19 protein-coding genes are annotated in these 16,054 nt (G+C 40.8%); 7 read left to right on the top strand and 12 right to left on the bottom strand.

Annotation, left to right across the window (positions count from 1 at the left end; all coding sequences use genetic code 11):
- Positions 1-4: 4 nt before the first annotated feature.
- Complete coding sequence (gene pdxH, locus DC487_RS10585; RefSeq protein WP_116775941.1) at positions 5-658, bottom strand: pyridoxamine 5'-phosphate oxidase; 654 nt, start codon at positions 656-658, stop codon at positions 5-7.
- Between the two features lie 134 nt (positions 659-792).
- On the opposite strand from pdxH, the gene DC487_RS10590 reads away from it, so the two are divergent.
- From DC487_RS10590 to DC487_RS10600, 3 genes are all read left to right on the top strand, one after another.
- Positions 793-1,359: a YqgE/AlgH family protein gene (locus DC487_RS10590; protein WP_116775942.1), complete on the top strand. Its 567-nt coding sequence runs from the start codon at positions 793-795 to the stop codon at positions 1,357-1,359.
- Between the two features lie 26 nt (positions 1,360-1,385).
- Positions 1,386-2,639: a PQQ-dependent sugar dehydrogenase gene (locus DC487_RS10595; protein WP_116775943.1), complete on the top strand. Its 1,254-nt coding sequence runs from the start codon at positions 1,386-1,388 to the stop codon at positions 2,637-2,639.
- A gap of 270 nt (positions 2,640-2,909) precedes the next feature.
- Positions 2,910-3,287, top strand: a complete 378-nt coding sequence (locus DC487_RS10600) for a DUF423 domain-containing protein (RefSeq protein ID WP_116775944.1) — start codon at positions 2,910-2,912, stop codon at positions 3,285-3,287.
- A gap of 16 nt (positions 3,288-3,303) precedes the next feature.
- Here the strand turns inward: DC487_RS10600 and DC487_RS10605 are convergent, their stop codons facing one another.
- The 5 genes from DC487_RS10605 to DC487_RS10625 form a co-directional block, all read right to left on the bottom strand.
- The gene (locus tag DC487_RS10605) at positions 3,304-4,029 is read right to left on the bottom strand and encodes a menaquinone biosynthetic enzyme MqnA/MqnD family protein (RefSeq protein WP_116775945.1); all 726 of its coding nucleotides are present in this window, start codon (positions 4,027-4,029) and stop codon (positions 3,304-3,306) included.
- Positions 4,022-4,651 (bottom strand): histidine phosphatase family protein, encoded by a 630-nt coding sequence (locus tag DC487_RS10610; protein ID WP_116775946.1) that lies wholly within the window; start codon positions 4,649-4,651, stop codon positions 4,022-4,024. Before DC487_RS10610 ends, DC487_RS10605 begins: the two co-directional genes overlap by 8 nt.
- 6 nt (positions 4,652-4,657) lie before the next feature.
- Complete coding sequence (gene mqnE / locus DC487_RS10615; protein ID WP_116775947.1) at positions 4,658-5,851, bottom strand: aminofutalosine synthase MqnE; 1,194 nt, start codon at positions 5,849-5,851, stop codon at positions 4,658-4,660.
- 123 nt (positions 5,852-5,974) lie between these two features.
- On the bottom strand, positions 5,975-6,877 hold the full coding sequence (locus DC487_RS10620; RefSeq protein WP_116775948.1) for a transglutaminase-like domain-containing protein: 903 nt from the start codon (positions 6,875-6,877) through the stop codon (positions 5,975-5,977).
- Between the two features lie 8 nt (positions 6,878-6,885).
- On the bottom strand, positions 6,886-8,721 hold the full coding sequence (locus tag DC487_RS10625) for an ABC transporter ATP-binding protein (RefSeq protein ID WP_116775949.1): 1,836 nt from the start codon (positions 8,719-8,721) through the stop codon (positions 6,886-6,888).
- A 231-nt stretch (positions 8,722-8,952) separates the two neighbouring features.
- On the opposite strand from DC487_RS10625, the gene DC487_RS10630 reads away from it, so the two are divergent.
- Together DC487_RS10630 and DC487_RS10635 are read left to right on the top strand one after the other, a co-directional pair.
- Entirely contained in the window at positions 8,953-10,122 is a 1,170-nt protein-coding gene (locus DC487_RS10630) for a pyridoxal phosphate-dependent aminotransferase (protein WP_116775950.1), read from the top strand.
- Positions 10,123-10,134: 12 nt separating this feature from the next.
- A complete protein-coding gene (locus DC487_RS10635; RefSeq protein WP_239016363.1) occupies positions 10,135-10,986 on the top strand; it encodes a prephenate dehydrogenase in 852 nt (283 codons plus the stop codon).
- A 76-nt stretch (positions 10,987-11,062) separates the two neighbouring features.
- Here the strand turns inward: DC487_RS10635 and rpmA are convergent, their stop codons facing one another.
- The 5 genes from rpmA to DC487_RS10660 all read right to left on the bottom strand — a co-directional run bounded on the left by rpmA (position 11,063) and on the right by DC487_RS10660 (position 13,741).
- On the bottom strand, positions 11,063-11,326 hold the full coding sequence (gene rpmA, locus DC487_RS10640; protein ID WP_066751365.1) for a 50S ribosomal protein L27: 264 nt from the start codon (positions 11,324-11,326) through the stop codon (positions 11,063-11,065).
- 74 nt (positions 11,327-11,400) lie between these two features.
- On the bottom strand, positions 11,401-11,712 hold the full coding sequence (gene rplU, locus DC487_RS10645) for a 50S ribosomal protein L21 (RefSeq protein WP_066751363.1): 312 nt from the start codon (positions 11,710-11,712) through the stop codon (positions 11,401-11,403).
- 100 nt (positions 11,713-11,812) lie between these two features.
- Positions 11,813-12,310: a hypothetical protein gene (locus DC487_RS10650; RefSeq protein ID WP_116775951.1), complete on the bottom strand. Its 498-nt coding sequence runs from the start codon at positions 12,308-12,310 to the stop codon at positions 11,813-11,815.
- A gap of 106 nt (positions 12,311-12,416) precedes the next feature.
- The gene (locus DC487_RS10655) at positions 12,417-13,172 is read right to left on the bottom strand and encodes a DUF3307 domain-containing protein (protein ID WP_133228509.1); all 756 of its coding nucleotides are present in this window, start codon (positions 13,170-13,172) and stop codon (positions 12,417-12,419) included.
- Positions 13,142-13,741, bottom strand: a complete 600-nt coding sequence (locus tag DC487_RS10660; protein WP_133228512.1) for a SatD family protein — start codon at positions 13,739-13,741, stop codon at positions 13,142-13,144. The genes DC487_RS10655 and DC487_RS10660 overlap by 31 nt, the downstream gene beginning before the upstream one ends.
- A 218-nt stretch (positions 13,742-13,959) precedes the next feature.
- On the opposite strand from DC487_RS10660, the gene DC487_RS10665 reads away from it, so the two are divergent.
- Positions 13,960-14,835 carry a PPK2 family polyphosphate kinase gene (locus DC487_RS10665; protein ID WP_116775954.1) on the top strand — a complete coding sequence of 292 codons (876 nt, stop codon included), beginning with the start codon at positions 13,960-13,962 and terminating at the stop codon, positions 14,833-14,835.
- A gap of 72 nt (positions 14,836-14,907) precedes the next feature.
- Positions 14,908-15,288, top strand: a complete 381-nt coding sequence (locus tag DC487_RS10670) for a hypothetical protein (protein WP_116775955.1) — start codon at positions 14,908-14,910, stop codon at positions 15,286-15,288.
- A gap of 16 nt (positions 15,289-15,304) precedes the next feature.
- Here the strand turns inward: DC487_RS10670 and DC487_RS10675 are convergent, their stop codons facing one another.
- Complete coding sequence (locus DC487_RS10675) at positions 15,305-15,985, bottom strand: carboxylesterase family protein (protein WP_116775956.1); 681 nt, start codon at positions 15,983-15,985, stop codon at positions 15,305-15,307.
- Positions 15,986-16,054 lie beyond the last annotated feature (69 nt).

Raw genomic sequence — 16,054 nt, forward strand, 5'->3', positions numbered from 1 at the left:
TTTATTAAGGGGCTAAACGTTGCATCTTCCAAGCTTGATTTTCTGTCACATAAGCTATTCGATCATGCAGTCGGCTTGCTCTGCCCTGCCAGAATTCCATTTCTACTGGACGAACCAAATAACCGCCCCAATGTGCAGGTCTTGGTATGGTTAAATCGCCAGCGTATTCCGCACCAATCTCAGCAACTCTCTCCTCTAAAAAAGAACGATCTGGAATGACCTGACTTTGTGGTGATGCTGTAGCTCCGATCTGACTGCCACGCGGTCGAGATTGAAAATATTGATCAGATTCTGATTCTGGAAGTCGTTCGATATGACCAACAATACGTACTTGCCTTTGTAATTCTGGCCAAAAGAAAAGTAAGGATACAGCAGGGTACTGTGCTACCTGTTGCCCTTTGGCACTATGGTAATTGGTATAAAAACTGAATCCAGTAGATTTGATATCTTTTAAAAGTACCACGCGAGATTGGGGCATTTGCCGTTCATCAATCGTAGATAATACCATCGCTGTTGGCTCCATCACTTCCGCACGCAATGCCTCATCCAACCAAGCAGAAAACTGCTGAATAGGATCAGCGAGTGCATTTTCGTAATCGAATGATCCTTTGACATAATCCTCCCGAAGATCTGCTAATTCTTGTCGTATAATCGCCATCAAAACATATGTTGATATGCACAAACTTAATCAAAAGCACCTTGTTTTACCCATAAGGATGTTAAATTTATTGTCAAAAACTAGGGATTACTAGACACAATCGATAAATTTGGTCTGCGAAAGGAGGATCATGTATGTTTAGCGAATACGAACCAAAGCAAGGAAGCTTATTGGTGTCAGAGCCCTTCATGCTCGACCAGAACTTTGAACGTGCTGTCATTTTGTTGTGTGAGCACGATGCCAACGATGGTACCGTCGGTTTGATTTTAAACCACCGATCGTTCATGGTCTTATCCGATATTGTCGATGGCGTAGAAAATCCTAACTTCCCCGTGTACTTAGGAGGTCCGGTGGAACAAAATACGCTCTATTTTGTTCATGAGGCGTATGATCGCTTACATAGCGGCACGCATGTAGTTGACAATTTGTATTGGGGTGGCGATTTTGAGCGACTTATAACGCTCATTAATCGAGGAGAAATATCCACCGAAGAAGTGAAGTTATTTCTAGGCTACTCGGGCTGGAGTCCCGATCAATTAGAACGTGAAATACAGCAAAACTGCTGGGCAGTACACAATTCATACAGTACAGATTTAGCCTTCATAATAGATGGTGAAGATCTGTGGAAACATACCTTGGTTAGTTTAGGTCCGAAATATGCACACGTTGCCAATTTCCCTAAAAGACCAGAATACAATTAATAGCATATACATCACTATATCATATTATGAAAAACGTAAAATTTATGATTCCTACAGCCTTAGCTGTGGCCTTAATGACTTCTGCATCGTGCAGCGGTACCAATTCAACGGCAGAAAATCCCGACAATGGTAGTGATACAACTTCGTATCCACCTGTTGAAAAAAATAAAGCGAATACGGACTACAAACCTGCATTTGAGGGACAAACTCGCATCGCGGGTGTGAAAACTAGCACCGCATTTGAAGGCAAAATGATTACTGATGCCTTGACATCGCCTTGGGGAATCGTTGAATTGCCAGATGGCAGACTATTAGTCGCAGAAAAAGCGGGTAATATGCGTATTGTAGATGCAGCAACGGCTAAAGTTAGTGAGCCCATCACCGGCTTACCAAAAGTAGATGATAATGGACAAGGTGGTTTATTGGGCTTAACGCTAGATCCATCATTTGAATCTAATAGAATGGTTTATTGGGTATTTTCTGAGCCTGCGGCGAATGGAAATCATACTGCCGTAGCAAAAGGTAAACTGGCTGCAGATGACAGCAAAATCGAAAATGCACAAGTCATCTACCGCGCGCTGCCAACTTATGATGGCAAATTGCACTACGGTGGCCGTATTGTGTTTGACAAAGATGGAAACTTATTTGTGAGCACCGGTGAGCGTTCTGATTTAGAAACTCGTCCGCAGTCACAAGATTTGAAATCTGCACTTGGAAAGATTCTTCGCATTACTACAGACGGTAAGGCAGTAGCCGGAAATCCTTTTGAAGGACAAGCAGATGCTTTGCCTGAAATCTATTCTTACGGACATCGTAATACACAAGGTTTGGCATTCCATCCTGAAACAGGCGAATTGTGGAATAGCGAATTTGGTCCACGCGGGGGTGACGAAATCAACTTGATCAAAGCAGGTAATAACTATGGCTGGCCAGTGATTACCTATGGATTGGAGTATAGTGGTGATCAGATCGGTACACCAGTCATTCAACAAAAAGAAGGCATGGAACAGCCTGTTTATTATTGGGATCCTGTATTGTCTCCAAGTGGCATGACTTTCTACAAAGGAAGTAATGTACCTGAATGGAAAAACAACTTATTTATCAGTGGACTAAGTTCGACACACATTGCTCGTATCGTGATCAAAGACAACAAAGTGGTTGGCGAAGAACGTTTGTTAGCTAGCGAAGGTCAACGCTTCCGCGATATCACCCAAGGTAAAGGTGGTGCGTTGTACACCGTGACAGATAGCGGTCGCTTATACAAAATAGACAAAAAATAAAATGTAAGTCGTGGTCGGTAAACCGGCGATGATCTTTCAAATCCCTGATAACGTTATCCTTGAGATCACATTATCGGGGATTTTTGCTGGTATATGATAAGCCACCGAAATGATCATCTGATAAAACGTATTACTACGCGATTTTTGAAATTAATTAGGTTTTTTCAGGAATGGGCTATCTCAATAGAGAATTAAACAATATTATTGTGAATATTTGATTCCGAAATCACGAATATTACATAATTTAGGTTCACTTTATTGATCATCAAAATGCAAACAACAGTATTAATGGCTGGTGCCGTTTTCGGCTTTTTAGGAATCGTTTTCGGCGCGTTTGGCGCGCATGCATTGAAGAAAATACTTTCGGAAGAAAAAGTTACCTCTTTCGAAGTTGGTGTGCGCTATCAGATGTATAGCGCAATCACATTGCTCGTCATTGGTTTTGGTCTTGATTTTGATTTGCGCATCGCGCGGTTGGCTTTTTTCGGTATTTTTTACGGAACCATCGTCTTTTCTGGCAGCATCTACTTACTATCCTTTAAAGAATACTGGAAAGCCGAAGGATTGAAGTTTTTAGGCCCAATTACTCCTCTTGGCGGCTTGCTACTACTCTTTGGTTGGGCTTGTATCTTTCTAAGTATTATTTAGATAATAACTCGACTATCTATAAAGTTTGATATAGCTCCAAATATCGCGCTATTGCTTGGCGTTTCTCATCTGTCAGACGGAAGTCTAATTTATTCCTCAGGTAATCGTCGAAATCGAAATTAGGGAGTGTAGGCAAGTCAGCGATAACCTCATCCATTTTTGTCAACCCATAAGCTAATGCGTCATTAAACTCCGTTTCAAATGTAGCTGGTAATTCTTTGTTCGCAGCCCAAACGGCAAATGCAAATGGAAGACCTGTAAATTCTTTCCAGCAAGCACCTAGATCGTACGCATAGGCATGCTTGCTTTTTTGTCCAAAGGTACGGTCACCAATCAGTACTTCTGCATCGGCTTCTCCGGCTAAGACTACATCCACATCTTTACGCCAAAAGTATTTGAATAAGATACGAGCTAGGCCATTTGAAGTTTTCGACTGCGGATCAAGGCGTAAAACCTTCACTTCTTCAATAGGAACTTTAGAAAAAATGAAAACTGAATCCACCTCACCATCACTACCAATACAGTAATCTCCTACGATATGATAGTTGGGAATATCAAGCAATGCTTGTATCGGAATAATACCCAGGTCAGCTTCATTTCGGATCACTTTCTCCGCACAAGCGCTAGGGTAATCCATCAACAATTCGGCATCACTACTGATAGTTGATGAGGTTTGCAATCCTTTAAGAAATGGTAAAGTATTGGTGTAGGTTGCAACTGCAATCCGTATATTATCAAGCATCTAATTCTAAATCTTCTAAATGTTGGGTATTGTAGTGATCTACGATGCGGTACTTACCGTCTTCATATTCTACGATATACAGCGCCGTATTGGTATGCGGAAAATAATCCATCTGGCAAACTTCCATTTCCGTAAGATGGCAAAGCAAAATGCGTAACGCACGCCCGTGGAGACAAACAAGCACCAATTCTTCATCCTCTTGGGCAAGCATATGCTGCATGGCTTCCTGCTGTCTTATGACTAGTGCATTGGGTGATTCACCATTTTCAACAGCCACATCCAGCAAATTGTTCCGCCATTGATCGACCAAAGCTTTAAAACCAGCCATAATCGTTTCATCCTGCTCTCTACCTTCGTAGATTCCCCAGCTGATCTCGTCCAAACCTACTAGCTGCTCTGTAGGAATTCCTGCTGTTATAAAAGAGGCGACGGTCTCGTGTGTGCGGAGTAAGGTAGAGGTATATACTTTATCAAAAGGAACATGCTTATAAGCTTGAAAGAAAGCTTCTGCTTGCTTTCGGCCCATTTCATTTAGAGGCGAGTTTACGCCACGGCCTTGTACAATTCCGCGAAGGTTGAGGTCGGTCTGTCCGTGTCTAATGAAATAAAATGTCTTCTTCAATATCGCTTAATTTACTACCGGTAAGGCGTAATAGTTTTTCTTAGGTTCGTTGTCAAATGTTACGTCCTTGAAATCGGTGACTACGTTATACACGGTATCACGCTCCACAGGATGGCGACCAACGTTCCGAATTAGTTCTACTAACTCTTGTGTGGACATCGCTGGAGTTTGTTCCTCCGCACCTGCCATGCTATAGATTTTGGTGGTATCGTCTAAGGTGCCATCAATATCATCTACGCCAAAACTCAATGACATCTGTGCCGTATCGCGAGATATCATGGCCCAATAGGCTTTGATGTGCGCAAAATTATCCATATAAATTCTGGCAATAGCGTAATTGCGCAAATCTTCGATTACAGAAACCTCTGGAACATGTTCCATCTGATTGTCCTTATTCCGAAATTTTAATGGAATAAACGTCTGAAATCCTTGGGTACGATCCTGCAACTGGCGCAACCGCTCCATATGATCCACACGATGCCAATATTGTTCGATATGACCGTACAACATCGTTGCGTTGGTGTGCATACCTAGCTTATGAGCTTGTTCGTGAATATCCAACCATTGATCGGCAGTACACTTATCATGCGCTATCTTTTCTCGAATTTCGGGATGAAAAATCTCCGCACCACCTCCAGGCATGGAATCCAGCCCAGCTTCTTTTAGATATTTCATGCCATCGTAATGCGACAGCTTTGCTTTTTTGAAGATATAGTAATATTCTACAGGGGTTAAAGCTTTAATATGCAAGTCAGGACGATGTGCTTTGCAACGCTGGAAAAATTCTGCGTAAAACGCTAAGTTTTGCTTAGGAACTACACCGCCTGTAATATGTACTTCGGTCACCGGCTCGCTATCATACTTCTTGACGACTTCAAGCATGCCATCCACATCCATCTCCCATCCTTCTTCGCGTTGCTTGATCATCCGTGAATACGAACAGAATTTGCAATCGTACACGCATACGTTAGTAGGCTCTATGTGAAAGTTTCGATTGAAATAGGTGATATCGCCGTGTTTCGCTTCGCGAATATGATTGGCCAATACACCAAGGTACGACAACTCTGCATGCTCGTACAAATACACGCCTTCTTCGAAGCTGATTCGCTCACTATCACGCACCTTCAGAGCGATCGCTTTGAGCTGCGGATCCAAACTTGGGTTATTGATCAAAAAATCTAGTTTCTGCTGTGCGTCCATACCACTCTCCTAAATATCTAACAGATACAAATGTATCAAAAAATCCCCTAAAAATAGTTGTGCCAACAGCATATTAGCTATCTAAGAATGCTATTCTAACAGCTTTAAGACAGTTCCTTTTCGTTATTGTTTTACTTGTGGATAGAACGCCTGAATAGCGTGCGTATACACAGCGGTATTAAGGCGCAACATCATCTGAAAGTATGCCGGCTGTACAGCACCTATCGGATATAAAGTTAATTGACGCTTATTTCCAACGATTCTATCCCAGATTGTTGTTGGCCCTGTCTGCAGGGATACGGTAAAATAATACAAGTATGGAGCGATCCATCGTTTGTAATCATCCTTACTTATGGAATTATTTGGATTCAATAATTCAAAATCATGACCTTCAGCGATGCAAGCCTGCAGCTCTACTGCATTTAATGGCGTACCATCTCGTACGGTAATTACATCATATTGTGGATCTATAAAAATCCACTTGTTGATGTCGGCAATATATACTTCATTGGCCACGTGCCCCCCTGCCCACTTCACTTCAGAAATATCGCGAGTCATCAAACTCAATTGCCTCGTCGCGAAACCTAATGCTGCTAAACACTGTTGAGCCACGGTCGCATATTCGACGCACCGAAATCGGCGTCCTTTCTCCGCTTCTTGCAAGATATAAGCAGCATCATGGTATTCTGGCACGTTTTCGCCATCGTGCTCCCACCGACTTTGTACCCAACTCTGAATAGCCGTAATTTTATCAAAATCTCTTTCGCAATGTTGTACGATACTATCTAAATGGTATGTTTCCCGCAAATAGGTATAGGCCTTGCCCTGAGACAAGTCTGGATAGTGAAGCGTTACAGAAGATGGTTGCTCGTAATCAAATGTCAATGAATATATTGTAGAGTCTGCCCGATCCTTACCAATAGAAATAAGACCGCCCAACCTCGGCGACATCCAGAATATAAACAGCAAGGCGCAACCGATAAGCCCGAGTACTATTTTCCATGCGATATCCCAGACTTTTTTCATCAAAGATCTTAATTAGAAAATTGCTGCATTTCGATCAAACGATTATACAATCCGTTTTGAGCGATCAATTCAGGATGTGTACCTACTTCTCGAATCGATCCGCCTTCAAGCACAATAATCTTATCGGCATTGTGTATCGTACTTAAGCGATGCGCAATGACCACCGTCGTACGATTCTTCATCAAAGCATATAATGCATCTTGCACCAATTTCTCAGATTCCGTATCTAAAGCAGATGTCGCCTCATCCAAAAGCATGATTGGCGGGTTTTTCAGCACGGCACGAGCGATACAAATGCGTTGGCGTTGCCCACCAGACAACTTAGAGCCGCGGTCTCCAATATTGGTTTGATAGCCGTCTTCTGTTTTCAAAATAAATTCATGCGCATTGGCAATGCGTGCCGCCGCTTCTACTTGCTCTGCTGTCGCTTCGGTATTAGCAAAAGCGATGTTATTATAGATTGTATCATTAAACAAAACAGACTCTTGATTAACCACACCGATCATAGCACGCAAATCTTCCTGTTTTAAATCACGCAAATCTGTACCGTCAAAACGTATCGAGCCGCTAGTAACGTCCATAAACCGTGGGATCAAATCCACCAAAGTCGATTTACCACCACCAGAAGGTCCTACCAAAGCGACTGTGCCACCTTTGGGAATCTCCAGATTTATATCGCGTAAGACTTCATGCTCACCATATGCAAAATGCACCTTCTCGAAAGAAATACCTTTCGTGAAGTCTGTCACTGATTTGGCATCAGGTGCATCTTTCACTTCGTTCTTCTCATCAATCAAAGCCAACACACGCTCTCCGGCGGCAATACCATTGTGCACACTGCTAAACGCATCGGTCAAAGCTTTTGCAGGTCGCATTACTTGAGAAAATATGGCGATATACGCGATAAATTCAGACGCGCCCAACTCTCCGCTTCCGCTTAACACCAAATGGCCGCCATATACCAAAATAACGGCCACCATAATGACACCTAAGAGCTCAGATACTGGAGATCCCATCTGCTGACGTCGCACCATCCTACGCATAATATTAGCATAACGATGATTCTCTCTGTTGAAGCGATCTTTGACAAAGAAATTGGCGTTGAAGGATTTTATTATTTTCACACCAGAAAGTGCTTCATCCAAATAAGTGATCATATTGGCATACGATTGCTGTGCCTCCGTAGCTTGTGATTTCAGTGTTTTCACTATTCGTGAAATAAAAAATGCCGAAACTGGAATAACTAGTAAAGAGAACAGAGTCAGCTTCACTGAAAATACGAATAGCATAATCATGTAAGCAATCAGCTGCAACGGCTCTTTGAAAGCAACCTGCAAAGTACCCGTAACCGAAAACTGCACGACCTGTACATCCGATGCAATCTTGGAAATAACATCTCCTTTACGTTGATTGGTAAAATAACCCAAATGCAGTCCCATCACATTATCAAATACAGCCTTACGTAAGTTCAATAAGGTATGAATCCGGAGATTTTCCATGATGCGTTGCGAAAAATATCGGAATACATTGCTGATAAGCACCGATACCACAATCACAATACACACGTACTTCAACGCTTCGTAAGGACCAAGATCATAGTACAATCGGTCAGCATAATAGGTAAACCAACTGCCAATATCCGTTAATTCTGATGGTTTGGTTACTACCTCCGAAGCCGTCATTCCTTCATCGCCCGTCCCTTTGAAAAGCACTTGTAGCAATGGCGCTAGTAAAGCTAAGTTTAGGGTACCAAATACGACTGTGAAAAGTGTACATATGATGTACGGTATAGCATATTTTGCAATAGGATTAGCAAAAGATAATAGTCTAAAATATGTCTTCATTCAGTATTTTAATTGTACAAATGTAGCAAAATTTGACCTACTGCATTGGTTTTATGCGAATAGCAACAACATTGTGTCATTATTTTGATATTTAACCAAACGAGAAAAATAGTCAGATATCTTCGTAATCTACCCTATAATCAATTGTAGAGTGGCCATTAGATTAACGTAAAAAATTAATACATTCGTGCTTTACGCATACATTACGAAAGACATTATTATATTATACAAATGCAGATAGCCGTAGCAAAACGCCTTGAACAGACCCAAGAATACTACTTTTCGAAAAAACTTCGCGAAATAGATGCTCTAAACAAGGCGGGCAAAAACGTAATCAATCTGGCCATAGGAAGTCCAGATCTACCACCACATCCAACTGTTGTAGAAGAATTAGTAAAAACTGCTTCATTAAACAACGTACATGGCTATCAAAGCTATAAAGGAAGTCCCATTTTACGAGAAGCAATTGCAAATTGGTATCAGCGCTATTATCAAGTTCAGCCAGATCCTGCCACGGAAGTATTGCCACTAATGGGATCGAAAGAAGGTATTATGCATATTTGCATGACGTATTTACAAGCTGGAGACAAAGTTTTAATTCCAAACCCAGGATATCCTACTTATGCTTCGGCTGTGCGACTAAGTGAAGCTACTGCTGTTCCGTATACTTTGTCGGAAGCCGATAATTGGCTACCCGAACTCCAAGCCTTGGAAGCTAATGGCTTGCAGGATGTCAAAATGATGTGGATTAATTATCCGCATATGCCTACGGGTGCTAGAGCAACCGCGTCATTTTTCAAGGACATTATTGCTTTTGGCAAAAAGCACAACATTTTGATCTGCCACGATAATCCGTATAGTTTTATACTCAATGAAGAACCTATGAGTATCATGAGCGTGGAGGGTGCGATGGATGTAGCAATCGAGCTTAATTCATTAAGCAAATCGGTTAACATGGCTGGATGGCGCGTCGGTATGATGGTCGCAAAAGCTGATAGAATTGATGAGATTTTACGTTTCAAATCTAATATGGATTCGGGAATGTTTTTCCCAGTACAGGCGGCGGCAGCTAAGGCATTATCACTCGATCAATCTTGGTATGATGACCTAAATAACATTTATAGAAAGCGACGCGAGAAAGTATTTGCGATCATGGATTTGCTAGGGTGTAGCTATCAGAAGGATCAAGTGGGACTATTCGTTTGGGCTAAAGTATCAGATCAACATATTGATTCTTATGAATTAACAGACAAGGTTTTATATGACGCTAATATATTCATTACTCCTGGCGGAATATTCGGCGAAGCCGGATCAAAATACGTTAGGATTAGCTTGTGTGCAACCGAAGAAACCTTCGATCGTGCTATAGAAAGAATACAAACATTGTTTATCAATAGCTAACCAATCATCACCATGCAAAATAACATGAATATTGCTATTGTCGGCGTTGGCCTAATTGGTGGATCGATCGCGATGAGGCTTCGTGAAACACATTTCGCTACGCGCATTTACGGCGTAGATAAAAGTGAAAGCAACCAGAAAAAAGCACTTCAATTGGGATTGGTTGACGAGATCGTCGATTTGGAGACAGCCATTGCAAAATGTAAAGTACTTGTATTAACGGTTCCAGTTGATGCGATTATGCAGCTTGCTCCTTACATCTTGGACAAAGTGGATCAACAGGTCGTGATCGACATGGGGTCGACCAAGATCAATATATTACAACATATAGAGCGACATCCAAACCGTGGTCGTTATATTGCAGCGCACCCAATGGCCGGAACGGAATATTCTGGTCCTGAGGCAGCTATTCGCGACCTATTTCGAGATAAAGTAATGGTTTATGTAGAAGCGTTTAAAACCGATGAAGACGCGTTTGATATAGCCGAAAACATTAGTGAACAGCTAGAGATGCGATCCGTCTTTATGAATGCAGAAGAACATGATATGCACACAGCTTATGTGTCACATATTTCGCATATTACCTCCTTTGCATTGGCGCTAACTGTGCTACAAAAAGAGAAGTCGCAAGGCAGAATCTTTGAGTTAGCGGGTTCAGGTTTCGAATCCACCGTACGCTTGGCTAAGTCATCCCCAGATATGTGGACACCCATCCTCAAGCAGAACCGGGAGAATGTATTAGAGGTATTAGAAGAACACATCAAGCAGTTGCAAAAGATTTATAATAATCTGGAGGAAGAAGATTACGATTCTTTGCATAAGCTAATCAAACGATCTAATAAAATCAAGAGGATTATACGATAGGGGTATTGTACGCTAATAGCAAAAGCCCTTGAACACAAAATGTTCAAGGGCTTATTTTTTATGAAATAAGGTATCCTTAGTTCTGCTCAGCAGGAACTACAGAAACATATGATTTATCGTTTGCTTTTTTACGGAAAACAACTGTTCCAGCTGTCAAAGCGTACAATGTATGGTCTTTACCAATGCCTACGTTAGCATCAGGGTTGTGTTTTGTACCACGCTGACGAACGATGATGTTACCAGCGATCGCTTGTTGACCACCAAAGATTTTAATACCTAGTCTCTTACTATGTGACTCACGGCCGTTCTTGGAACTACCCGCACCTTTTTTGTGTGCCATTTTCTTATCTTAATTTATGACGTTAAGTCAGATTAAAAATTCAATTATTATCAAAGTCTATTCGACTTCTCTTCTTACAAACTAATACCAGTGATCTGGATTTTAGTGAAACTTTGACGGTGACCGTTTTTCTTTTTGTAGCCTTTACGACGTTTTTTCTTGAAAACAATTACTTTATCACCTTTCAAATGAGACAAAATCGTAGCTGAAACTTTAGCACCTGAAATACTAGGTGTACCTACAGTGAATTTACCACCGTCTTCTGCTAACAATATGTTGTCAAATTCAATACTAGCGCCTTCATCTCCCTGCAAACGGTGCACGAAAAGATATTGGTCTTTTGCAACCTTGAATTGCTGTCCTGCTATATTTACTATTGCGTACATTGTTATTTAATTAATTTGTTAATTGTATTTATTGATCGGCAAAGATAGAAATTACGATCTATAAATACAAACAAATTATAGCGCTAAAATCTATTGTTTTTTACCGCCCTAATAACGCTAGCTCACTATCTGTATACATTTTCGCTCCGTCCAAATAATTATATATTAACTGCTTGGCTTGCTTGTCCGACATCTTGTGCAGATTATTCATAACAAATGTTTTATCGTTTTCCACTTCGCTATGATATCCTAAATATTTTGGTGAATAATACTGTATACACAGTCGGATGAATCGTAACTCTACTTCTTGTGGATTCGCTTCTATCAGATCTTCCAACATACTCTTGGCATTTTTGAAGTAACTCATCTTCTTGATTGGATTTGCCGTATGTTTGGCCATAAACATGTGAAAAGCGGCTTCATAACCTTTTTCTACCGGTGTCTTGGCTGTTTCTTGCAAGTGCTCGTGGTATTTTTCACAAAGCTCCTTATTCTTCACACCTTGATTGAAATTTTTCCTAACACCATTTAGATCGACCTTTTGTGCATGACACAAGCACATTTGTAGCAGTAGAAAACAAAGGATGGATATACGCATAATTAGTTTATTTTGACACTTACATGATGAAAGATACAAAAAACAGACCAACTATTTTATACGCAAGTGTTTAAGAAAAGAAATAATACATATTTAACATATTTGTTTATGTTACTATTGTTGTCATAGCATACTTCAATAGTACCCCTAATAATAATGCGATTGTAAAGCTCAGAAAGGTACCCACTAATATATACTCAGTGAATTTTGTGTTTTTTGCCTGGGTCAAATCTCCAAAACGAAAGATAGACTTGGCAGCGATCAGAAACCCTATTCCTGGCAAAAAATTTATTTGAATAAAAATGACCACCATCAGCCTTTCTAAAACACCGATAACTAAACCGGCATCCAATAATGTTTCCGTTTTCTTTCCCGTAAAAGCCTGTTCTGTATCCCATCTGCTAAAAAATACACGCATGATTATTGGCGTTACAAATACCAATACCAGTAATGTTAGTAAGTATAGCAAATTGGTTGGCGACCACAACTGTAATTGTTGAAAATAGTCAGGATAGTAAAAAATGATGACTATGGCGATCATCAGCAAATGCAAAATTTGATCGAAAACAAAAGCCCTAAACGGCTTGGTTGGCCATTTGTGCTCGTACCATATTTTCAAACTATCAATCGCTAAGTGAGTTGCCATAATAAATACAACGCCATGCCAATGATCCTTTAATGTTTGCGAAAAGATGATGATGAGCGCGATCGTATGTATAGCAACATGCAACAGCAAGTATTTAATATGTATCTTCCTTTTCTCGACCAGAGACTTTGGCTGCAATACAAAGTCCCCCAATACATGCGCTAGCAAAAGCTGAAGTAATACTATTAGCATTGTTTCATAATTAATTGTGTACAATAATGGGTACTCTCTTGAATCTTAGCAAATCCCGCTTTCGTCAATTCGGTACTTAGTTGGCTTTGATGTTTACGATTCAGTAACTTAGCAAGCTGCACTTGGTTTTTATCGGGGTTTTCTATTGCTGCCGCAAAAGATTCGGCCATATTGACTGTCCACCGCCCCATAATTTCAGTGCATAATCCCATAATAATATTAACGTTCTTATCCACTTCTGGCCACGGGCTGCTCATCTTAAAAAGATTGCGTCTCAGATCGTCAAACGCTTCACCAGATCGAATATACGCTTCTCCTGTTGATTCTCTGACTGTATTTGCAGCTGGATTTATTTCACCAATGCCTAATCCGAGACGCACACGTATGCCATCTATCGTCTGTAACCGAGCCATCAAGACGATAGCACATACAATCGCTTTGTCTAGCGGCATGATTGCCTGAAAACTATCACCACGATAGATATCGTAGTTATCTGAATGTACGGATAGCACCAATCGCAGCTGTTCGCCCCATAGTTGGCTATCGACCATTCGCGAGTTTACAATATCTCCTGTTAGTATGGCGTATTTCATAGCAATAAGTTGTAAAATCAAATATAATAAATTATCATCAAAATTAGTGATAATTTGATTTATCATCAATATCAATGATAATTTTATTTATCAGCAATATTAATGATAATTTGATTTATCACTAACAAGAGTGATAAATACGCAGCAACGAAACCTACATACAAACCATTACGTCGTTCTATTGTTAACTATAATGTAAAAACCTAATACACAAACGCATGAGTCTATACAATAATAAATACCAAGCCAAGAACGATTTTTTGATTACTGAAGCACCAACCACTATAAAACCAAAGATCAAAAAGAAAGAGGCAAAGTCTCGTTTAAAGAAAATTCGTAAAGAATTAGCCCATTTACAAGACGTGATGTACGCACACGACCGATATAGTGTATTGATCTGTATACAAGGGATGGACACTTCGGGAAAAGATTCGCTGATTCGCAGAGTTTTCGAAAAGTTCAATGCGCGTGGCGTAGCGGTGCACAGCTTCAAAATACCCACATCCATAGAGTATCAACACGACTATCTATGGCGACATTACATCGCCCTGCCTGGAAGAGGGAAATTCAGTGTGTTTAATCGTACGCACTACGAGAATGTTTTGGTATCACGTGTACATCAACACAATTTAGCCGACGAACACCTGCCCGATGTGGTAGATACGGATCATCTGCCGACCGATTTCTGGACTAAGCGCTTCGAACAGATCAACAATTTCGAAAAGCATTTAGCAGAAAATGGCACGATCATCTTCAAGTATTTCTTACACATCAGTAAGGAGGAACAGAAAAACCGCATCTTAAGAAGATTGAATAATGAGGATAAAAACTGGAAATTCTCTCCAAGTGACCTATCCGAACGAAAGAAATGGGATGAGTACATGCAATACTACGAAGATGCGATACGCCATACCAGTACGGATAACGCACCTTGGTATACCGTTCCGGCAGACAATAAATGGGTGGCGCGATACATTGTGGCTAAAATTTTGCTAGAAGTACTTTCGCAACGAAAAGACATCAAATACCCTGAATTACCAGAGAAGATCATGAATAACATCAAATCGTACAAAAAAGAACTAGAAAACGAATAATCACAAAAGTGTATCATTATAGCGCTGATCTAGAATATTTTACTAAATTTACAATAATATAAACCTATCATTATGCAGACAAAAACAGAGTTCCTAATCTGGGACAAGATTGTATGCAGCGCTAAGAAGAGATTTGACAACAAATTATATGTCAAAAAATTAAGCGGAATAGATCCGGAGGTCTATGATAAACTGGTGCTACATATTATATTAGGATTCGCTTGCGGAGAAGATCACAACAGCATATCGACCAACTTACACAATGAACTGGAACATATTGGTGTGAAAGTTCGTGAAGATTCATTAGACAAAGTGCTAGCCGATAAGCATGAAGTCTTTAACAGCGAGATTTACGCCGCATACATCGCCTTTAGTATGCTCGAAAGTGGGGCTAGCGAACACGAGGTCTTGGGCTGTGTCACAGATCTTTTGGAAAACCCTGAAAAAACATAAACAGAACGTCTATATTTTATAACGCATATCCAAACATCCAGTCGTAGATCGCATCCTGATGAAAAAGGCTTTCTACGCTGCCGTGCGTACCTCCGGGCACCACGGTTAGTGTAGCATCTGCTTCCGGATTGCACTTCTTAATGGCTTTATATATTTTCTGCGACTCGGAAAGTGGCACAACTCGATCACTATTGCCATGTTGGATCCATAATGGCACTTGCGTAAGACCACAAGCAAGCGACAGCGTGCCGCCACCACAAATGGCCACTGCTGCCGCAATTCTATCTGGATATTTGCCTGCCACATCCATCGTGCCATAAGCTCCCATACTCATTCCGCAAACATAAATACGATTTGGATCGCCACCATGGCTTTCCAACACCTCGTCCACGATATTCATCACTTTATCAGCATCCCACCCATTCGATGTTTGCGGAGCGACCACAATCGCGTCGATTGAACGCCCCTTTTCCATGGCTCGCAAAACGCCATAACGCTTTACACGATTTATATCAGAGCCAGACAAACTCCGCCCATGTAAGAAAACAAGGATAGGCCATTTATCAGCTTTGAGATCACTTTGGGCGGGTGTATTTACCCAATACGAATAACTACCTTTTTTATGAACAGCCTTGAGCTGAGCATGTGCTATGGTGATGGTGACAAAGAAGAACACCAGCAAATAGATAAAACGCATAAATACTGACTGTTGACGATTAATAACGATTTCGAAGATAGCAAAAATAGTCCGACAAAAATAAAATCA

Origin of the sequence: Sphingobacterium corticibacter (genome assembly GCF_003076635.1) — a bacterium.
In the GTDB taxonomy this organism is placed as follows: domain Bacteria; phylum Bacteroidota; class Bacteroidia; order Sphingobacteriales; family Sphingobacteriaceae; genus Sphingobacterium; species Sphingobacterium corticibacter.

Bases quoted from the DNA above. Each gene is read 5' to 3' on its own strand.
- pdxH (WP_116775941.1), bottom strand. From the start codon at position 658: ATGGCGATTATACGACAAGAATTAGCAGATCTTCGGGAGGATTATGTC.
- DC487_RS10590 (WP_116775942.1), top strand. From the start codon at position 793: ATGTTTAGCGAATACGAACCAAAGCAAGGAAGCTTATTGGTGTCAGAG.
- DC487_RS10595 (WP_116775943.1), top strand. From the start codon at position 1,386: ATGAAAAACGTAAAATTTATGATTCCTACAGCCTTAGCTGTGGCCTTA.
- DC487_RS10600 (WP_116775944.1), top strand. From the start codon at position 2,910: ATGCAAACAACAGTATTAATGGCTGGTGCCGTTTTCGGCTTTTTAGGA.
- DC487_RS10605 (WP_116775945.1), bottom strand. From the start codon at position 4,029: ATGCTTGATAATATACGGATTGCAGTTGCAACCTACACCAATACTTTA.
- mqnE (WP_116775947.1), bottom strand. From the start codon at position 5,851: ATGGACGCACAGCAGAAACTAGATTTTTTGATCAATAACCCAAGTTTG.
- DC487_RS10620 (WP_116775948.1), bottom strand. From the start codon at position 6,877: ATGAAAAAAGTCTGGGATATCGCATGGAAAATAGTACTCGGGCTTATC.
- DC487_RS10625 (WP_116775949.1), bottom strand. From the start codon at position 8,721: ATGAAGACATATTTTAGACTATTATCTTTTGCTAATCCTATTGCAAAA.
- DC487_RS10630 (WP_116775950.1), top strand. From the start codon at position 8,953: ATGCAGATAGCCGTAGCAAAACGCCTTGAACAGACCCAAGAATACTAC.
- DC487_RS10635 (WP_239016363.1), top strand. From the start codon at position 10,135: ATGCAAAATAACATGAATATTGCTATTGTCGGCGTTGGCCTAATTGGT.
- rpmA (WP_066751365.1), bottom strand. From the start codon at position 11,326: ATGGCACACAAAAAAGGTGCGGGTAGTTCCAAGAACGGCCGTGAGTCA.
- rplU (WP_066751363.1), bottom strand. From the start codon at position 11,712: ATGTACGCAATAGTAAATATAGCAGGACAGCAATTCAAGGTTGCAAAA.
- DC487_RS10650 (WP_116775951.1), bottom strand. From the start codon at position 12,310: ATGCGTATATCCATCCTTTGTTTTCTACTGCTACAAATGTGCTTGTGT.
- DC487_RS10660 (WP_133228512.1), bottom strand. From the start codon at position 13,741: ATGAAATACGCCATACTAACAGGAGATATTGTAAACTCGCGAATGGTC.
- DC487_RS10665 (WP_116775954.1), top strand. From the start codon at position 13,960: ATGAGTCTATACAATAATAAATACCAAGCCAAGAACGATTTTTTGATT.
- DC487_RS10670 (WP_116775955.1), top strand. From the start codon at position 14,908: ATGCAGACAAAAACAGAGTTCCTAATCTGGGACAAGATTGTATGCAGC.
- DC487_RS10675 (WP_116775956.1), bottom strand. From the start codon at position 15,985: ATGCGTTTTATCTATTTGCTGGTGTTCTTCTTTGTCACCATCACCATA.